The sequence below is a fragment of the Biomaibacter acetigenes genome (genome assembly GCF_003691585.1).
GTDB lineage: Bacteria > Bacillota > Thermosediminibacteria > Thermosediminibacterales > Tepidanaerobacteraceae > Biomaibacter > Biomaibacter acetigenes.
In genome coordinates this window covers 1069337-1089585 of record NZ_CP033169.1, presented here as the reverse complement: position 1 = coordinate 1089585, position 20249 = coordinate 1069337, and the positions used below count along the sequence as shown (strand labels likewise).

18 protein-coding genes are annotated in these 20249 nt (G+C 41.8%); 1 reads left to right on the top strand and 17 read right to left on the bottom strand.

The annotated features are described in order from the left end of the window. Position 1: 1 nt before the first annotated feature. The 14 genes from D2962_RS05225 to D2962_RS05160 all read right to left on the bottom strand — a co-directional run bounded on the left by D2962_RS05225 (position 2) and on the right by D2962_RS05160 (position 15157). The gene (locus D2962_RS05225; protein WP_122014362.1) at positions 2-1498 is read right to left on the bottom strand and encodes a sugar ABC transporter ATP-binding protein; all 1497 of its coding nucleotides are present in this window, start codon (positions 1496-1498) and stop codon (positions 2-4) included. Between the two features lie 63 nt (positions 1499-1561). Then, positions 1562-2569, bottom strand: a complete 1008-nt coding sequence (locus tag D2962_RS05220; protein ID WP_174232497.1) for a sugar ABC transporter substrate-binding protein — start codon at positions 2567-2569, stop codon at positions 1562-1564. A 130-nt stretch (positions 2570-2699) separates the two neighbouring features. Then, entirely contained in the window at positions 2700-3719 is a 1020-nt protein-coding gene (locus D2962_RS05215; protein WP_122014360.1) for a LacI family DNA-binding transcriptional regulator, read from the bottom strand. 495 nt (positions 3720-4214) lie between these two features. After that, the gene (locus tag D2962_RS05210; RefSeq protein WP_122014359.1) at positions 4215-5210 is read right to left on the bottom strand and encodes a LacI family DNA-binding transcriptional regulator; all 996 of its coding nucleotides are present in this window, start codon (positions 5208-5210) and stop codon (positions 4215-4217) included. A gap of 108 nt (positions 5211-5318) precedes the next feature. Next, positions 5319-6200 carry a PfkB family carbohydrate kinase gene (locus D2962_RS05205; RefSeq protein ID WP_122014358.1) on the bottom strand — a complete coding sequence of 294 codons (882 nt, stop codon included), beginning with the start codon at positions 6198-6200 and terminating at the stop codon, positions 5319-5321. A gap of 33 nt (positions 6201-6233) precedes the next feature. Further along, complete coding sequence (locus D2962_RS05200) at positions 6234-7190, bottom strand: sugar phosphate isomerase/epimerase family protein (RefSeq protein WP_122014357.1); 957 nt, start codon at positions 7188-7190, stop codon at positions 6234-6236. Between the two features lie 27 nt (positions 7191-7217). Beyond that, a complete protein-coding gene (locus D2962_RS05195; protein ID WP_122014356.1) occupies positions 7218-8312 on the bottom strand; it encodes an ABC transporter ATP-binding protein in 1095 nt (364 codons plus the stop codon). Positions 8313-8335: 23 nt separating this feature from the next. Further along, positions 8336-9184 carry a carbohydrate ABC transporter permease gene (locus D2962_RS05190; RefSeq protein WP_122014355.1) on the bottom strand — a complete coding sequence of 283 codons (849 nt, stop codon included), beginning with the start codon at positions 9182-9184 and terminating at the stop codon, positions 8336-8338. Between the two features lie 12 nt (positions 9185-9196). Beyond that, positions 9197-10147, bottom strand: coding sequence for a carbohydrate ABC transporter permease (locus D2962_RS05185; protein WP_222927689.1), 951 nt, complete (start codon positions 10145-10147; stop codon positions 9197-9199). Between the two features lie 77 nt (positions 10148-10224). After that, positions 10225-11649: an ABC transporter substrate-binding protein gene (locus tag D2962_RS05180; RefSeq protein WP_122014354.1), complete on the bottom strand. Its 1425-nt coding sequence runs from the start codon at positions 11647-11649 to the stop codon at positions 10225-10227. A 229-nt stretch (positions 11650-11878) separates the two neighbouring features. Beyond that, positions 11879-12493, bottom strand: coding sequence for a DUF47 domain-containing protein (locus tag D2962_RS05175; RefSeq protein ID WP_122014353.1), 615 nt, complete (start codon positions 12491-12493; stop codon positions 11879-11881). A 4-nt stretch (positions 12494-12497) separates the two neighbouring features. Next, a complete protein-coding gene (locus D2962_RS19830) occupies positions 12498-12707 on the bottom strand; it encodes an inorganic phosphate transporter (protein WP_425456617.1) in 210 nt (69 codons plus the stop codon). Beyond that, complete coding sequence (locus tag D2962_RS05165; RefSeq protein ID WP_122014351.1) at positions 12619-13512, bottom strand: inorganic phosphate transporter; 894 nt, start codon at positions 13510-13512, stop codon at positions 12619-12621. The genes D2962_RS19830 and D2962_RS05165 overlap by 89 nt, the downstream gene beginning before the upstream one ends. Positions 13513-13798: 286 nt before the next feature. Next, entirely contained in the window at positions 13799-15157 is a 1359-nt protein-coding gene (locus D2962_RS05160; RefSeq protein WP_122015743.1) for a glycine--tRNA ligase, read from the bottom strand. Positions 15158-15716: 559 nt separating this feature from the next. On the opposite strand from D2962_RS05160, the gene D2962_RS05155 reads away from it, so the two are divergent. After that, entirely contained in the window at positions 15717-16658 is a 942-nt protein-coding gene (locus tag D2962_RS05155) for an L-lactate dehydrogenase (protein WP_122014350.1), read from the top strand. Between the two features lie 42 nt (positions 16659-16700). Here the strand turns inward: D2962_RS05155 and D2962_RS05150 are convergent, their stop codons facing one another. From D2962_RS05150 to D2962_RS05140, 3 genes are all read right to left on the bottom strand, one after another. Beyond that, positions 16701-17324 carry a class II aldolase/adducin family protein gene (locus D2962_RS05150; RefSeq protein WP_122014349.1) on the bottom strand — a complete coding sequence of 208 codons (624 nt, stop codon included), beginning with the start codon at positions 17322-17324 and terminating at the stop codon, positions 16701-16703. 94 nt (positions 17325-17418) lie between these two features. Continuing rightward, the gene (locus tag D2962_RS05145; RefSeq protein ID WP_122014348.1) at positions 17419-18756 is read right to left on the bottom strand and encodes a phosphomannomutase/phosphoglucomutase; all 1338 of its coding nucleotides are present in this window, start codon (positions 18754-18756) and stop codon (positions 17419-17421) included. A 32-nt stretch (positions 18757-18788) separates the two neighbouring features. After that, positions 18789-20240 (bottom strand): FGGY-family carbohydrate kinase, encoded by a 1452-nt coding sequence (locus D2962_RS05140; RefSeq protein WP_162991108.1) that lies wholly within the window; start codon positions 20238-20240, stop codon positions 18789-18791. Positions 20241-20249 lie beyond the last annotated feature (9 nt).

Here is a 20249-nt window from a genome sequence, read left to right as displayed (position 1 = left end):
TTTATACGCCTCCCGTTGCGGCCTTCATGATTGCTTCCTGATTGGCCTCATCTATGGTGAACTCTCCCGTTATTTTACCTTCATGTACGACTATGATTCTGTCGCTCATACCCAGAATTTCGGGAAGTTCCGAGGATATCATAATAACGCAGGCTCCCTGGGAAACTAATTGATTCATTATATTATAGACTTCGACTTTAGCTCCCACATCGATGCCCCGGGTAGGTTCATCAAAAATGAATATCCTTGCGTTATAGCAGAGCCATTTTGCGATAACTACTTTTTGCTGATTTCCACCGCTTAGCTCCCTGACTATTTTCTGCAAGGACGGTGTTTTCACATTTAACATGTGACACAACTCCCGGGATGTTTCAAATAAATCTTTAGTCTTTAAGAGCAATGATCCCTTGAACCTCTGCAGAGAACAAACCGTTATATTGTTTACTATATCATTATCCAAAAATAGCCCCTGACCCTTACGATCTTCAGTGAGCAGAGCTATTCCTGCATTCATGGCATCAAGAGGAGATTTTATATCACATTTTTTACCGAAAACATAAATCTCTCCTTCATCCCTGGGGTCTGCACCGAAGATACTCCTCACTATTTCGGTCCGTCCCGCTCCCACAAGGCCGGCTATACCGAGTATTTCACCGCTATATGCTGAAAAGCTTATATTTTTAAATACACCTTTTCTGCTCAAATGTTCTACTCTTAAAGCTTCTTCCCCGCGAGGGATAGTAACCTTAGGATACTGCTGATCAAGGGTCCTACCCACCATGTACCTTATAAGCTCTTCTTTACTGGTTTCGGATGATTTTATCGTGATTATTTTTTTGCCATCCCGCATCACGGTTATTCTGTCGCAGATTTCAAATACCTCATCCAGCCGGTGGGATATAAAAATAACCGATATGCCTTTGTCTTTAAGCTTTTTTATGGCCTTCATCAATTCTTCGGTCTCATGAAGGCTCAAACTGGAAGTGGGCTCATCCATAATAATTATGTTTGCGTTGGTGGAGATAGCCTTCGCAATTTCCACCATCTGCTGCTGGCCTATTCCGAGATCTTTAACAGGAATACTTATATTTATATCCTGACCCAGCTCTAACAGAAGTTCTCTTGCTTTTTGCCTCGTTTTTTTCCAGTCAATTATATTGACAACTCCGGTTCTTTTGAATTCCCTGCCAAGGAATATGTTTTCCGCCGCCGAAAGATAAGGACTCAAGTTCAATTCCTGATATATGGCGGCAATTCCTAGCTTCATGGAATGCTGTGGATTCATAATATCTACCCGGGTACCATTTATCAGAATTTCACCTTTATCTTTTTGATAGGCTCCGGTCAAAATTTTTATTAAAGTAGATTTACCCGCACCATTTTCTCCTACCAAGCCGTGAACTTCGCCCTTTTTGACTTCGAAATCTACTGAATCCAGAGCCTTAACTCCTGGAAATCTTTTTGAGATCCCCCTCATTATAAGATATGGCTGCTCCATCTTTCCACCTCCAATATTCCCTTAACGGGCCCCTCGTGGGGCCCTGTCAAGGGAGGAGTTTTGCTATTTGCCAAGAATTTCGTTTAATTTCTTTTGTTCTTCAGCTACATTGTCTTTTGAAATCACACTGGTTCCAGTATCTATTCTCTTATCCACCTGTTCACCTTTTGCTGCTTTAACGGCAGCTTCAACACCTTTATATCCGATGTTATATGGGCTCTGAGCAATGGATGCTGTGAGTTCACCGGCAGCTATGGATTTTAATGCATCAGGGGAACCGTCAAATCCTACAGTTATAATTTGCTTTTTAGCAGCTTGTATGGCTCTTAAGGCTCCCAATGCCATCTCATCATTGGTAGCAAACATTCCCTGGATATCCGGATGAGCCTGTAATATGTTTTCCATAACAGTCATGCCAAGGCCTCTCTCGCTGTTGGCAGGCTGAATATCTACTATTTCAAGACCTTTGGCCTTCATCACTTCGATGGCGCCATTGGCCCTTTCATCATGGGTAGGATCTCCCATGGCGCCTCTCAAAATTACCACTTTACCGCCTTTTCCCAATTTTTCGGCTAGGAATTCACCGGCGAGTTTCCCACCGTTATAGTTTCCGGTCCCCACAAAACTGACCTTGTCAGGCCACTGGGCATCTGTATCGATTAATACTACAGGGATCTTTGCGGCTTTCGCCTGGTCGAAAGCGGGAATAGCCGATGCCGGTTGGGATGGAGCTACTGCCAGGGCTGAAACCTTTTTGGTGATTTGGTCTTCGATCATTGAAACCTGTTCAGAAACTGCCGTTTCGGCTGAGGGACCAAGGACTTCCACATCGACTCCTAAATCCTTTCCTGCAGCTTTGGCACCAGCTTCAACAATCTTCCAGTAATCGCTGTTCAAGGCTTTTACTATCACCGCTATTTTTACAGATTTTTGTTCTCCGGAGGATTGCTGCTGATTTTGTTGGTTGTCGCTCGGCTGAGAAGCTTTCTGCCCACCACATCCTGCTAACAGTGACACTACTAACAAAAACACCACTGTAAAACTCAACACTTTAAACCACTTTGCTTTCACCACAATACCTCCCTAGAATTTTTATTTTTGCCATGAAATCTGGAAAAGTTAAGATGACATCTTTCTCCCAATACCACCCCCCCTTTAAAGAATCAACAAGTAATCAAAGTTAATTTTATCTTAATTAAGTCTATTTTCCATTACATATACCAGCAGATTTCCTGATAACAAGTTCTGTATCGAGAATAATCTTTTCCCCCACTCCCCTTTCACCTTTGATTCTCTTTATCAAAAGTTCGGTGGCGATGTATCCCATCTTTCTCATCTGCTGGTTTACCGTGGTCAGGGGCGGGTCTACCATCTCCGCCAGCACGGTGTTATCATAGCCCACTACAGATATATCGTTGGGAACCTGCAGGCCCAAAAATTTTATAGCCCGCATTGCGCCAATAGCGGTTAAATCATTGGCTGCAAAGATGGCGGTAGATTTGCATGGGCCTTTTAATATTTCCAATGTCTTTTTAAATCCAAAATCTATTTTAAAATCTCCATATCCCACGGCTTCAGGACAAACCTTCAACCCGGCTTCTTCCATGGCTTTTAAATAGCCCTTTTCCCTTTCAAGATTGACTTTTATCCGGGGAGGGCCCAATAGGCAGGCGATATTCTTATGTCCCAGGTCAATCAAATATTTTGTAGCTATATATCCGCCTTTTACGTTGTCCGATCCCACCACATCCACCGGTAGACCTTCGGAGTCATCGATATCTCTACCCAAAAGCACCAGTGGAACATTGGCTTTCAGAAGTTTTACCACATTCTGGTCATTATAATACGCCGAAGAAATAATAAAACCGTCGATGCTTTTCTGCTTTAATAGGGATATATAAGTTGCTTCTTTGTCTGAACTGTAATCGGTGTTGCAGATGATTATATTGAATCCAAAGTCGCTACTGGCGTCTTCCACTCCCCGGGCAAGCTCTGCAAAAAACGGGTTGGCAATATCGGGTATGAGAAGCCCCAGAGTGAGAGTAGATTTTTTGGTAAGGGCCGAAGCAATGACATTGGGGGTATAATTTAATTGTTCCATTACTTTTTTTACTCTGAGCCGGGTTTTTTCCGATACAACACTGCTGTTATTCAAAACCCTGGATACCGTAGCTATTGAAACCCTGGCCTCTTTAGCTATGTCATATATGGTTACCGGCATTGATGGCACTCCTTTATGTGTTATAAAATGATTTTTCATGTATTCTATTGTAATTTTTTCATTTGAAAGACAATTGTAAGCGGTTACAATTTGTAAATTTTTAATAGCCTCCAGAAAATGCCTTATTAATCGGGGGCAGATAATTAATTGTATGAATTTTCATTTTTGTAAGGGCTTTCACTTTGTTAGACAATAAAATTTATTCATTCTGTTATGTTATTTAATATTCTACATTAACTTGAAAATTCCTGCTAGGTAATATAATATTTTTATTATTTTTTTTGGGAAAGAAACTTAGAAAAAAAGAGCAACGGAATCCGCTGCTCTTTAATTAAAACTATTATGCTACACCTTTAACAAATGGTAAAGCTGTATTTTGTGCTCCTATAGTCCTGAATGGTTTTTTCCTGTGAAAACAAGGGAAAAGAGCAATTTGAAAACTGAAAGATATGGTATTCCCTTTTCCTGTAGAAATTGATAAAAAAATAAAAAATTTCAAGTGGATTCACGTAAAATTAACTTTGTGGGAAGTATATTTTCCTTTTTAAAATAGGGATTTCTTACTATTTCATTGAGCAGAAGATCCACTGCCATCTCTCCCATTTTATTTTTGTCGACAAATACCGTGGATAATGCAGGTTCAATCAAAACGTCGTGCTCTATATCATCAAATCCAACAATCGCTACATCATCAGGGATTTTCAAACCTGCTTTTTTTATAGCTTTAATGGCTCCGATAGCCATCATATCGTTACTGGCAAAAATCGCCGTCGGGATATCCCCTGAATTTAGAATACTGTTCATGAGTCTAGTACCTTCGTACAAAGTGGAATCTCCGAAACGCATAAATTTTTCCTGAACCGGTATACCGTGATCTTTTAAGGCCGCCAGGTAACCCTGGTATCTTTCCATATAACTGCGATGTTGAAGCGGACCACAAAGGAACCCTATATCTTTGTGATTCTTGCTTATGAGATGAACGACGGCCTTGTATGCCCCGGAATAATTGTCCACCTTAACGAAACTTACATCTTTTAAATCTACTGAGTTGTTCAATAAAACTAATGGTATACCCATATTTTTATATTTTAATATAATGTTATGGTCTATAAAGCTTGCAAATATTATGCCGTCGACCCTTTTTTCAAGCAGCAGTTCCGCCGAAGAAGCTTTTATGTCCTGGTCGGTGGCTATTATTATACTGTAACCCCTTTTCATAGAACTATCTACAATCGCCTCGATGATAGGAGCGTAAAAAGGGTGAGAAAGAATCGGCTTATGTTTTTGATATATTATCAATCCTAGGTTTTTTGTTTCTTTTGTAATCATAGCCCTGGCCAGGGCATTTTTTTTATAATTCAACTTTTCTGCTGCTTCCATAACCTTTCTTCTGGCTTCATCGCTGCATTTACCAGTGTTTGAGATAACTCTGGAAACTGTGGATTTGGAAACCCCGGCGGCTTTTGCAATATCCTTAATTGTTATGTCCATATCAATCACTCCGCCAAAAAAATCTTCTTGCAAAAAATTTCTTTGTTAAATAAAAATAGCGACTTAATTTATTATTCTTTGACTAACATTATTATAACCGGGAATTTTTCAATGGTAAAATTTTTTTATATAATCCAGTACTTCGGTCTTTGTTCCCCTAAAAGGACCGGGGGTCTCCATCTTTAGCGAAACCAGAGCAGCTGCATATAGGAGTGCATCATGAGGCTTTTTGTAAAGACGCTCCGTGATATATGCGCTAAAACAGGTGTCACCCCTTCCTGTTCTTCCTAAAAGTTTTCTGGGTTTCAATGGCTCGCTGAAAAACCTTTCACCGTCGTATACTATTACTTCAGTATTGTGCGTAATCAACACCTCTTTTGCACCAAGATTATGAAGCTCCTTTGCAGCTTTTCTCCTATCATTATGACCGGTCATTATTTCCGCCTCGGTAGCATCGGCTTTTAAAAAATCTATATACGGAAGATAGATGTCTTTTTCTCTCCAGTCTTTTAATATCAAAGTACCACCTTCATTTTTCCTTAAAAAACCCTGAACGTCAACTGCAACTTTCCCTTTCTTTGAAAGAAATGTTATCATGTCGCTTTCGTAATCTCCTGCCACCAATCCAGCCAAAAGATAGAGCCTGGATTTCACATGGGGTACGTCTTCAATTCTAAACGGATCGGCTATGCTAATGGCAGTACAGGCCCTTTTTTCCAGGTCAGAACTCAAGTATTTATTTCTAATGGAGGTGGTTTTTTTTGACGGGAGATGATAAATGTCATCTTTTAAAAGATTGAACAAACCGCTCAGGTCGTCAATTTCAGGTGAAGTCTTTGTGAGTATGCCGGTTTTGTATCCTCCAGCCACCGCCGCATAAGCACTGTAGAGGACCGCTCCTCCAAATCTTTTTTCAACTTCGCCGTTATTAATAATTTCATCCAGCGATACGTGCCCTATGATAAAAATATCGTAGCATTTCTCTGGCATGTATTCCCCTCCTGTAAAAACTTTAGATATCGATTAATCGATTTTTTTCTCTATCCGGAAGTACTTTTTCATGTAACCTTTCATAACGGAAATAACATCTTCAATGCAGTCCTTAAACCGCGGCTGTAACTCCAGCATGAGAACGCCCTCGTATCTTCTAGCAACAATTTCAAATATTTCATCATAAGGGATGTCGCCCCATCCAACAGGCAAATGAAGATCGCCTTTACCGGTAAAGATTCTCTCAATGTTTTTCTCTCTCGCATCCATTTTCCCAAAATTATCATGTATATGTATATGTATGATATATGGCTCTACCATTTCCACCGCCTTAACGAACTCAAAACCGTATTTTTTAGAACTTATATATCCGTGTCCGAAATCGTAACATATTCCTACGTTTTTGAAACCGACACTTTTTATCATGTCTACAAGAGTATCTGGATAATTTCCATAAGAATAAGTGGCCGGATTGCCAAGAAAGTGATTTTCAACGGCTATCAAGACACCGCACTTTACCGCATATTCTGCCAATAGCTGCAATTTTTTGGTTTCTTCCTGTTGTAATTTTTTTTTAATTTCATCAAGTTTATCGGTACGATATCTTTTCGTCATGGCCTTTATAAAAGACTCCATATTTGTATTGCCGTAGCTGCTGTGATATACGACAATTTCGGCCCCGATTTCCGAAGCGAATTTTATCGTGGATTCCATTGCCTTCATATAAAGCGATTCATTATCCGTATCCGCTAGATTCAAATTGTCAGGGGCATGAACGGTGTATTTTAGGCCGAAAGATTTTAGTATCCTTTTTACTTTTTCTAGTCTAGGTGTCATCAATTCGCCGTTTACTATGCAATCAACACCATGTACCGGAATTTCCACATAATCAAAACCTTTTTGCTCAAAAAAAGCAAGCATGCCTTCCAAAACGTTTAAGTTTCCATCTATTGTAGACGAATCCGCATTTATCCCCACACCTTTTACCATGTTTTATTCTCCTTTTTCATTAATTTTTCAAGCCGTGATTCTCATTGATTTGCCATCGATGCTGTCAAAAAGGTGAATGTTTTCCAAATCTATGTGGACGATTACCCTATCCCCCATATTCCCCTTGTAGTTCTGTGGAGCGATGATTTTAATCCTGTTCTTTCCAATTATTATATCTACCAGTTTGTCCCTACCCAGGGGTTCCACCACATATATTTCTCCTTTAATAGTGTTGGGCTCTTCATCCCCTAGAATCATATTTTCCGGCCTGATACCGAGGATCACTTTGTCACCACTCTGTTTTTTTACATAATTCCGCTCCACATTTTGAGGAAGCGATATTTCGAAATATTCCTCTTTTAATACGACTTTGTTGTTTTCCCTTATATAAGACACTTCAAGAAAATTCATTGGAGGATTGCCTATAAACCCTGCGATGAACAGATTTTTTGGCCTCATATAAAGGTCTTCGGGTGTACCAAAGTCCTGCAACTTGCCTTTATTCATAACTGCTATTCTGTCGCACATGGAAAGTGCTTCGGTCTGGTCATGAGTTACAAACACTGTGGTTATACCCAGCTCCTTCTGGAGCTTTTTTATTTCCGCCCTCATAGATATCCTGAGACCCGAATCCAGGTTGGAAAGAGGCTCGTCCAGCAATAGCATACCCGGCTCTTTCACAAGCGCTCTAGCCAGAGCCACCCTTTGTTGCTGGCCCCCGGAAATCTGCCCGGGAAATCTTTGGAGCAAGTGGTCGAGATGGAATCTACTTGCAATCTCTTTCACCTTTTTATCGATCTCGTCTTTAGGTGTTCTTCTCAACTTAAGAGGAAAAGCGATGTTTTCCACCACAGTCATGTGAGGGTAAAGGGCATAACTCTGAAAACACATGCCTATATTCCTGTCTTTGGGCAATATATTATTCATTATCCTGTTGTCAAAGGCTATATCTCCTGCATCGGGTTTATAAAGCCCGGCCAGCATCAAAAGAGTGGTGGTCTTGCCACAGCCTGACGGTCCGAGCAGGGCTATAAATTCACCATCTCGGATGTTTAAATTCAAGTTATCTACAGCTATAAAATTTCCAAACTGTTTAGTCACATTTCTCATTTTTACTTCCATTGCCTAAAACCTCCTTTGCCGGATTATCCCTTCATACCTCCAAAGGTCATTTTCATTAGAGATTTCTGTGAAATAAGGAAAAATACAATTACAGGTATCAGATAAAATAATCCCGTGGCCGCCAACAACCCGTAATCAAGGAATCTGAAGTCCCCTATCAAATTTTTTAAAAATACCGCAAGAGTATAGTTTTCGCTGCTGAATAAAAATGTATAGGAGTAAATAAATTCAGACCATCCCGCAAGGAAGGCAAATATTGCTACCGCAGCAATCCCGGGTTTTATCTGAGGGAGGATGATCCTGTACCATGCCTGGAACCTGGTGCAACCATCGATATATGCAGCCCATTCAATATCCCATGGAAACTCATCAAAAAATCCTTTTATCATCCATGTTGCCATTGGTAATTCCAAAGCTACCTTTACCATCACCACTCCTATGATTTTATCTAACAGTCCGATGAAATTTAAAACATAAAAAAGCGCTATCAAAAGTGCAACACCTGGAAAGGCGTGCAGTATTATGGCTGTTTTCATAATGTAATCTTTACCAAAAAAATTCATCCTTGATAGAGCAAAACCAGCCAGAAGACTTATTATAACTTCCGCTACTGTAATGCTCCCGGCCAGCAGAATACTGTTAAAAGTGACAGGCCAGATGTTCTCAAACACTTTTGTACCTATTTTTATCTCACTCCAAAGAAATCTCCAGTTATCTAGTGTAAAACTTCTGGGCAGTACACCGAATGTAAGTTCTCTTGAAATGGAACTTGAGAAAAGCCATAAATAAGCAATGACTATAGGAAGGCTCACAAAAATAAGTAGTAAATAAATGAATATTCTCGGTAAGAAAACTTTTATTTGCTGTCTCAATAAAAATTCCTCCTAAACTTTAATTTTGCCTCTATTCATCATCGCCTCATAACCGAAGAGTTTTAACATTATAAGGGCAATTATTATCGCAATTATAACCAGGACCACGGATATTGCTGCACCGTAGCCGAACTCATAATTACTGAAAGCTTTGTGGTAAGAAAACAAGGACCAGACTTCGCTCTTATTGAGGGGCCCGCCGTCAGTTAAAAGCAAAATATACTCGTAAGACGTTATAAGCGACAGGGTCTGCCATATAGTCATAAACATGATGGGCCACTTTAAAAAAGGAATTATAACGTGTCTGATAATATCCCAGTCAGAAGCACCGTCTACACTGGCTGCCTGGAAATAGTCAATGGGGATTGATTTAATCGCTGCAGAAAATACCACCATCCCCAGGGAAGCACCTATCATCCCGTTTGCAATTATTACCACTCCCATGGGGTGATTTAGAATCCAGTTCTGCGGAGGAAGCACGAATAATTTCCCAGAGAGTATGTTGAGCATCCCAACTTCGGTGGGATCCAAAAACCACAACCACAAAAGGGCGTAAATTACCGCAGGCGTCATCCGTGGGAGCATCCATATTGTTTGAAATAACAATCCCACGTTTTCGTCTTTTATAAAATAACCGGTCGCTATGGCCAGCAGAAATCCGAAACCCACATTAATAACCAGAGTAAACACTACATACTTTATTGTATTGATAATTACAAGCTCTACATTTTGGTCGTGAAAAAGTTTAATATAATTTTCTAGCCCTGAAAACTTCCATTCCAGTGTAAAATCCATGCCGGTTAAAGACATTATTAAAGTTAAAATTACCGGTGTAAAATAAAACAGAATGATGAGGAGCAAAAAAGGGCCAATAAAAGGCAGTGCGGTTAAAAAAGAGCGATAGTTTTCGGTAATATTTTTCTTTGCCTTTTTCTTATCTACGACAAGACCCTGTTCTTGCACTTATACTGCCTCCTTTCTTTTTAAATGGTAGAGGGGGTTGCCCGACCCCCTACCTCCATTTCTGGCATAAAATCGCTTTAGTCGACAAATACCATGTCCTTGACATCATTTTTGAGCTGTTCTTCCAGCCAGTTAACAGCCTGTTCAGGGTCATATTCTCCCATTTCAACCGCCTGGATAGCTTTAAAGAACGCACTCGTAAATTTGCCAAACTCCGGATGATTGGGCTGGACCGTAGTATAATTCAACATGTACTGGACATCATGAAGAAATCTATTTTGCTTATATGCCGTATCTTCCGCCGCTGCGGAACTTATCACAAGATGACCTGACTCCACCGCATGTTTAACATTGTATTTAGGCTGAGAAGCAACTGCGATCAGTGCAAAGGCCAGGTCGGGATATTTCGTATTTCTGTTTATTACGTACATATATGGCTGAGAGAGAGTGACCGGCTTGCCGCCTTTTGATGGTGCAGGCACCAAGGCGTATCCCATATTTTGAAACATATAATTCTCACTCAATTTGCCCAATTTACTGTGGTATTCCACCTTCTGATACTCGCCCCAGTGCCAGGTCCCGCCATACCAGAATAGTACTTCTCCTTCTACCCACCCTTTGTGTATCTGTCTCCATTCCATGGATGTCATGCCTGACGGAATTACCTTATCCACCTGAGCAATTTGATAAAAGTAATTTAATGTGTCTTTTATTGGTTTCCTTTCAAAAATCAATTTACCGGTATTTTCATCAAACAGCCTACCGCCGAAATCATAAACCAGTGTGATAAAATCCGCTCCGTTGTTTGGCCTGTGATATATGCCGATTTTCGCCGCACCTTTTTTTACCGCTTCGCGGGCCAGTCTTGTCATATCTTCCAATGTAAATTCACCGTTTTTAATTTTTTCTGGAAGGGCTGAAATCTGTTCATCGGACCAACCCAGTTTCTTCAATATGTCTTTCCTAAAATACAGAGGCCTTGCTTCGGTATCCTGGGGTATGCCGTAAATTCTTGCCATCCATTTAGAGGCGTCCCAAAGATTTGGATAAATATCCTGTACATATTTACTCCATTCTGAATTGTTTACATAGTCATCCAACTGTAGTATATATCCTCCCTGAGCCATCATGGCTATATCTGAATGACTGATGGCTCTTATGTCGGCGCCACCGCCCGATTTATGGGCCAGCATGAATTTTCTGTTGTACTCATCATAACCCGATGAAACATGATTGGTTTTCACTTCTACTCTTCTATTATCGCCTTTTTCCTCAAGAATTTTATTTAATTCCTGCGCTGCTTCTTGTAAATTGGTAGATCTCGTTGAATCGGCGGGAGAACCATAAGACTCAACTTCAATTACTATGTTTTCTATGGCTGTCGTTTTTCCGGAATCCGACTTCTGACCCGCATCTTTAGTTTCCTGCACCTTCCCGCATCCGGTTAAAATCAAACTCATTGACAACACAACCGTTAAAAAAATCCCTATAATTTTTTTCACTTTGTTACCCCCTTACAGACTTAGTGGATTGTAAAGGCATAAGTAATTTTGTAAAATACGTCCTTTTACTTTACCATTTACACCACCTCCCTTTTAATCTTGCCAAAATACACCCTTTTACTTTTCTATTTATACTCCCTCCTTTTTAATTTTGCCAGCAGTGAACTGTCTTTTGCACTTTTATGGAATCGTTCCCACTGTGATATATCGTATTTCAACACGTTTTTTGTCAGCTCAATTTTACAAGGATATGGCCTATAATATCCGCCGCCGTATCGCTTTTGTCGGCAAGGTTGCTCAAATGTCGATAGATTTCCCGCATTTTCAGAACATATCCTATATCCTTGTTTTTTACCAGTCTGGCAAGGTTGTGCCGGTAAAGATTTTCTACTTCGTTTTCTATCTTCTTCACCTTTAGCGCATATTCGTTTGCCGCTTTCTTGTTTTTCTTTAAATTTTCTATAGAACAATGTATCGACCGCGCAGATTCGACCAGGAGTGCCGTTATCTGTTTTAACTCTTCGCATGGTTCAAGTTCGTAAATTTCCATCTCATCTATAGTGGTTTTGCTGTAGTCGAGAATATCATCTATTACCCTTGACAGCATGAACAAATCATCCCTGTCAAAAGGCGTTATAAAAGTATCATCCAGTTCGCCAATGAGAATTTTGCGCAGTTCATCGGCTTCTTTTTCTATCTCTTTTACTCTAGTTGCGTATTGCTTATCGCCGGTATTCATAAACTTTTCCAAATACTCCAGCCCTTCTTTCGTCTTTAATGACTGATCATATAACATCTTGTAAAAATCTTTTTCCTTCGGAAACAGACCGGCCAAAAAGTTCATAATATCACCCCCACTTTGCAATAATTGAAACAAACCGGAAAATACCTGATGCCACTAAGGCTGCCGTAGGAATGGTAATTATCCATGAAACCATTATACTTTTCACGGTGTCCCATCTCACATTTTTAAAATTGTCCGCCGCCCCAACCCCCATTATCGAAGAAGAAACAATCTGTGTGGTGCTGACCGGGCTGCCAAGAAGTGATGCGGTAATTATGACAGCTGAAGCCGATATGAGAACTAAAAGAGTGTATGGGCTTAACTTTGTAAATCCTGGTCCCGACGGTTTTTATTATGGACCACCCGCCCGTGGCAAGCCCTGCAGATAATGCCAGGGTGCAAACTATCATCACCCACAGCGGCACTTTAAACTCCGGCAATAACCCGTTGATTAGCAATAACATAGTAATTATTGCCATAGATTTTTGCGAATCACTGGTGCTGTGGCTCAAAGCCAGAAATATCATGCTAAGCATTTGTATTTTTTTGAAAAATACATTGATCCTTGAGGGAAAGTTTTTGAAGACCATTTTATTTAATTTAAGCAATACATATCCCGCCGCAAAACCTATCAAAGGTGTTGCGAGTAAAATAAATATCACTTTCCAGGTGACCGTAAACCACTGAATAGATCCGGGGCCGTATGCCGCAATTCCCGCTCCCAGCAATCCGCCTATGAGCGCGTGGGATGAACTCGAAGGTAAACCGTATTTCCATGTGATGAGATTCCATACAATGGAGCCAAAAAGGGCTGAAATAACCATAAATGTAGATGCAGCATTCCCAACACCGGTTAAATACTTTTGATCAATAACTCCGTTCCCGAGAGTCTGAGCCACAGCGGTCCCCATGAAAAGTGGACCCAGGAATTCGACAGCAACGGCTGTTATAATGGCTTTTTTAGGCTCTATGGAACGCGACGATATTATAGTTGCAATCACATTACAGCCGTCATGAAATCCATTAATGAATGCAAATACAAGGGTTGTTAAAATGCAAATAACTATAATCATCGTCATAATTTCGAACAGCCTCCTGTGGTGGGAACGTTCCCATTTTTTATGTAATAAAAAAATTTTAATCGAAGATTCTTGCTTATTGGGGACGGAATTTTCAGTCTTGTAAGGGCTTTCATTATTTTTTGCGTCAAATATAATTTATTGTTTGTTGTTTTAATAATTCGATATTAAATTTAAAATTCCTGCTCTGAATAAAAAAAATTTTAAATTTCCCATAAAAAAGTTATAGCCCTCCAGCTTTAGATTATTGAAATCCGGAGGGCTGCATAATATTTTTTCTTTAACTCTAAAATCCCAATTTATCCCTCAAATATTCTCTTACATTTGCAATATCTATCCTGTCCTGCTGCATGGTATCCCTATCCCTGACTGTGATTTTATGATCTTCCAGGCTGTCGAAATCCACCGTTATGGCATAAGGTGTTCCAATCTCATCCTGGCGGCGATAACGCTTGCCTATGCTGCCGGTGTTGTCATATTCCATATGGTAATATTTTTTGAGGTCATGGTAGATTTTTCTTGCCAGTTCCTCGAGGGGTTCCTTCTTTGACAGCGGCAGGACGGCACATTTGATGGGAGCCATTTCGGGATGAAAGCCCAGAACCACTCTCGTTTCCCCTTCTACCTCTTCTTCCCTGTAAGCGTCGCAGAGTAGCACCAGCATGGCCCTATCTACGCCCAATGAGGGCTCGATGACATACGGCGTGATCTGCCGGTTTTCCGCCTGGTCGAAATATGTGAGGGTTTTCCCTGAGTACTCCATGTGCTTTGTCAGGTCAAAATCGGTGCGGTTTGCCACGCCCCAGAGTTCTCCCCACCCGAAGGGGAACTTGTATTCAAGGTCGGTGGTAGCCTTCGAGTAGTGGGAAAGTTCTTCGGGAGCATGGTCCCGGAGGCGCAGATTTTCTTTTTTCACCCCGAGAGCCAGAAAGAAATCCATGGTGAACTGCCGCCAGAATTCAAACCAATTCATATCATCACCGGGCTTTACAAAGTATTCCAGTTCCATCTGTTCGAATTCCCTTGTCCTGAAAATAAAGTTCCCCGGTGTTATTTCGTTCCTGAAAGCCTTTCCTATCTGTGCTATACCAAAAGGCAGCTTCACCCTGCTGGTATCCAGCACATTCTTGAAATTTACGAAGATACCCTGGGCGGTTTCGGGGCGCAGGTACACCACAGAACTGGAATCCTCCGTCACCCCCTGGTGGGTCTTGAACATCAAGTTGAACACCCGGGCATCGGTCCAGGCCACATCTCCGCAGACCGGACACTTTATTTTATTGCCGTGTATGATCTGTGTCAGTTCCTGGACGCTCTTTCCTTCCACATGCATATTCAGAGCATCCTCGATGAGGTGGTCGGCCCTGAAACGGGACTTGCACTGCTTGCAGTCTATAAGCGCATCGTTGAAGCCCGCCACATGGCCGGAAGCCTCCCATACCCTGGGGTGCATCAGTATGGCGCTGTCAAGACCCACCACATCTTCCCTCTCATGGACCACCTTTTTCCACCACATGCGCTTCACATTTTGCTTGAGTTCTGCTCCGAGGGGGCCGTAATCCCAGGTATTGGCAAGACCCCCATATATCTCGGAACCCTGGAATACAAACCCCCGGCGCTTGCATAAAGAAATGATCTTGTTCATGAGCTTTTCGCCATTTTCTGCCACAAAAATTCCCCTTTCCGATTATTTTTTAATTGCGCCTGAAGGGCCGAATGTCGGCCGGCGTCTTTTCTAAAATTTGATGAAACATATTAAAACCCCCAGGCCAAATTTACGGCCTAGGGGTCCAATTTGCACGGACGGTTCCACCCTAGTTGCAGGCAAATAAAAAATTGTTTAAGGGGATTTACTGCCTGCCGCTTTTAAAGTGATTCTTTTTTCATTTTTAGCATTTTTTCCGTTCCCGGGTTTATAATATGCATCCTGTCAATCTTCCAATGCCTTTTGGAACGGAAATTATAATTCCGCTGCCATATCTTTTTTATGCCGCAGAGCTTCCACCATCCTCTGCTCGCTTCAGGCAGGGAAAAAAGACTTCCACGGAACGTTAAAAATTAATCTATTAAAAATATAAACTATATATCGGCACAAGTCAAGTTATTCATTCATTTTTACTAAAAATCTTTAATTAAAACGCCTCATTTTTGGAATATTATAATTGAAGTTGTTCTATATAAACACATAGAAAGGATGATTCAACATGAAAATCGGACTTGTGGGGGCAGGTTATGTGGGTGCCACCACGGCTTATGCATTGATGCTTCAGGGGATCGCTTCGGAACTGGTATTGATCGATGTCAATAAAGATAGGGCTGAAGGTGAAGCATTGGACCTGATACATTCCACCTCTTTTGTCCATCCTGTGGAAATCTATGCCGGGGATTATAGCGACCTGGCAGGTGCCGAAATCGTTATAATATCCGCCGGGCCTAGCATCGGAAAAAATGAAACAAGGCTTGATCTGGCCGGTAAGAATTATGAAATATTTAAAAATATAATACCCCGGATAACAAGACATAATGATAGCTGTATATTGCTCATTGTCACAAACCCGGTGGATGTTCTATCCTATGCCGCCTTGAGGCTGTCGGGCTTTCCCAAAAACAGGGTCATCGGTTCCGGAACGGTTCTCGACAGCTCCAGGTTCAGAGCAGCCCTTGCCGCAAAGCTTGGGGTGGATGCGCGAAATATCCACGGTTACATCCTGGGGGAACACGGCGATTCCCAGGTGGCTGCCTGGAGTCTTACCAATATTATGGGAATAAATTTTGATGAATTCTGCGCTAAATATGCGGGCAACTGCGGCACCAACATAAAAGAAGAAATTGAAAAACAAGTCAGGACTTCGGCATATAAAGTCATTGCAAAAAAAGGAGCCACCAACTATGCAGTGGCCCTAGCCATTGCTAAGATCGTAAAGAGCATCCTGCGGAATGAAAACTCCATCCTCACCGTATCCACATATGTCGAGGACCTGGACGGAGTCGGGGATGTGTACCTCAGCCTCCCGTGCATCGTAAACAAACATGGAGCCGACAGGGTTCTGATTCCACAGCTTTCCAACAACGAAAAAGCGGACCTTAAAAAATCCGCTGAAATAATCAAAAAATATATAGAAGATGTGATGGGGGCAGTTGTATAATGAAAGATCATGGTTTTGCTATCCATGTTAAAATATATAATATCAGCCATTTAACATCGCATTAAAAATTTCTAAAGGCATGAATTCTTTCTGCCCCAGAGTCAGCATATGATAATACAAAAATGCCACTTCTTCCACATATATTAGCTTTATGAGCGCCTTTTCCAGGTCTTCGCCGACGGCAATTACTCCATGGTATTTTAAAAGACATACATCAGAATCCTTCATCGGTTCAATTATGGTCCGGGCCAGTTCCTTACTTCCGGGAGGTGCAAACTCGGCCACCTTTACAGGTTTTCCTCCGTATAAAATTGCTTCGGCACTGACCGGAAGGATTTCCTTTCCCATACAGGCAAAAATGGTGGAATATCTGGAATGGGTATGGGCCACGCCCCTGGCCTCTGGCTTTATTTTATATGCGGTTATGTGCATGGAAGTTTCTATGGATGGGTGAAGGGTTCCTTCGACTATATTGCCATCAAGGTCCACTACGATTATCTTTTCAGGTGTGAGGTCTTCTCTTGATATACCTGAAGGAGTTATGTATATCAGACCTTCTTTCCTGTCTATCATGCTGAAGTTCCCGGACTTATGCCGGCAAAGTTCCATCTCATCGGCTTTTTTGGCTATCTTTACTACTTCCTGCTTTATTTCAAACTTTGTCATGCAATTGCCTCCTCTAAATTTTAATTTTTCCCGGTTTTAATGCAAACTGTTTCGGTACGACCCTGCTTCCGGCGCCTTAGAACACAGCCTGAAATCAATCTTTGATGAGTGTTTTAATTTTGGGTACGGCCTCCAAAAAGTGTTCTTTTATGGCAGCAAGGTTCTCCGGTGTGTCTCCTTCAAACCTCATAGTAATCACCGGCTCTGTGACGGAAATCCTGATGAGGCCCCAGCCGTTGGGGAAAATGGCCCTCACTCCATCCATCGTATCGATGGGATATTCCTTAAACTTTTCCTTGACGCTTTTTAAAAGTTCTTCTTTATCATCATAAGGATAGGGCACCCGAATATCGGGGGTTATATAATAATCGGGTATCTGGGATGAAAGCTGCGACAGTTTTACTTTCTTTTCATCCAGCAATTCCCCCATGAGCAGGGCCGCATAGATACCGTCATCACCACCCAGTTCTTTAAAAAAATAGTGGCCGCTGATTTCGCCGGCCATTACGGCATCCTGCAAAAGAAAATTTCTCTTTATGAAGGCATGTCCTGATTTTTCCCGAATAGCCTCACCGCCGGCTTTAGAAATCTCTTTTTCTACTATAGTAGAGCACTTGTGATCATACACTACTTTCCCGGGTCCATATTTTTCAAAAAGATATCGTGCAAAGATTATTATGCCTCTTTCGCTGGAAAGAATCTCCCCCTTCTCATCCACAAAAGCCACCCGGTCTCCATCGCCATCGAATGCGATGCCAAGATCCGCATTTGTTTCAATTACTTTCTCCTGTAAATGCCGCAAATTTTCCGCTACGGCGGGGTTTGGCTCACGGTTAGGGAAATTTCCGTCGGGCTCGCAGAAAAGAGTTACCACCTCATATCCAAGACTTTCAAAGAGTTTAATAGCTACAGGACCACAAACACCGTTGCCGGCATCGATAACTACTTTAATTTTCCCCGAGATAGGTTTAAAAAGGCTGCGAATATATTTTTGGTACTCCTCAAGCATGGGATGATTTTCGATGTAACCGTTCCCTGACCTGTAATCATTGCTTTTGGTCAACTTCTCAATATACTCTATATCTTTTTCCTGCACCGGCAATTCTCCGAAGGTGAACTTAAAACCGTTATACCGGGCCGGATTGTGGGATGCGGTAACCATGACTCCGGCATAGGTACCGAGATGGCGCTTGGAGTAATAAAATGCCGGAGTAGGTAAAGTTCCTATATCAGTAACCTTACAGCCGGTCAGGAAAAGTCCCCTTATCAGCTCCTGTTTCAAAGCCGGTGTGCTCAGCCTTACATCCCCTCCCACCACCACACTCCTGCCTTCAATTATTGTACCAAAAGCACGACCTATATTGAAGGCATCTTCTGCGGTTAAATCTTTACCATAGGTTCCCCTGATATCACAGGCTTTAAATATGCTCATAAAGACCTCCTGCAACTTGATTTTAAGTCTTTTTAATCTATATACCCTTTTCTCCTCATCAAGTTTCTAAAGTCACCATACTTTTGCTCATAAATTTTCACAAATTCCGGGACCGGAGCAATGATTTCTCCCGGCTTTACCATATTTGCTGCTGCTTCCATCACATTGTTGTAAATGGTCTTAGATGCGGCCATTACGGCACTTCCCATACATGGGTCGCTAATTTCCGGCATCAGGAGGGTTTTATTTAGAATGCTGGCTCTAAGCTTCATCCATATCCTGCTCTTTGTGCCGCCACCGGTGACATAAATTTCATCGGATACAGTTGCCCCTAAATCAGATAGCGTGTCGTAGCATAACCTTTCGAAAAGACCCACGCCTTCAATATATCCCGCATAAAGTTCAACTTCATCTTTGGGTTTCCCATCGATAAACCCTTCGGCTTCAGGTCTTATGAAAGGAAATCTTTCTCCTTTCTTCACTAGAGGGTATACTATTAGATTTGTGGGAAAATACCTCTCGGCCTTCAGATCCCACTCCTTATAGTCTATATCCGGGAACACCTTTTCCAAACACTCTCCACCCGTGTTGCTGGCCCCGCCGGGCATCCAGAAGCCCTCGGGATGAAGGTGGGAATAAATCCTGCCCTGCCTGTCCTTGATTAAATTTTTGGTAATGCCCTTTACCACCAGCGTCGTCCCCAGAATGGAATTCCATGTTCCTTCCTTAACAGCCCCAGATGCTACCTGGCCTGCACACCCGTCGGTCATTCCGGCCACCACTATTGTATCGGCGGAAAGCCCGGATTCTCCCGCAAAATCTCTGCTTATATTCGAAATCTTATCCCCCGGCCTGACAACCTGCGAAAATTTTCCCATATCAAGATCCAATTTTTCGATTATAGATTCCGGCCATTTATAGTCCACCAGGTCAAATCCGGTCTTCAGGGCATTAGAATGGTCAGTTATATCATAAATTCCTGTCAAAAGCCCTATAATAAAATCGGTCTGATGAATGAATTTCCACGTATTTTGGTAAACTTCCGGCAAGTTTTCCTTAATCCATAGTATTTTGGGCAGCGCAAAGGACGAGTTGAAGCTGTAACCCACTTTATCCGAAAAACCGGCAGCTATCGCCTTTATCTTACCGGTTTCTTGCCCGGCTCGGGAATCATTGTACATGATAGCATTCATGAGAGGTTTTTTCTCTTTATCAACGGGCAAAATGGTACCCGAAGTCCCATCAACGGAAATGGCCATAACTTCGGATAACGAATGACCCTGGCTTTTTATTCCCTCCACCAGCTTTTTAAAACAAGTTCTAAATACCCTCTTCCAATCGCCGGGGTTCTGCTCCTTCCATCCGCTGTTACTGCTCATGGAAGGCTGCAGCTCTTCATGGGCTATGCAAATCTTTTTCCCATTTTCATTCACAGCTATAGTCCTTATTCCCTGGGTGCCGACATCAATGCCGATGACGATCATATAAAACTC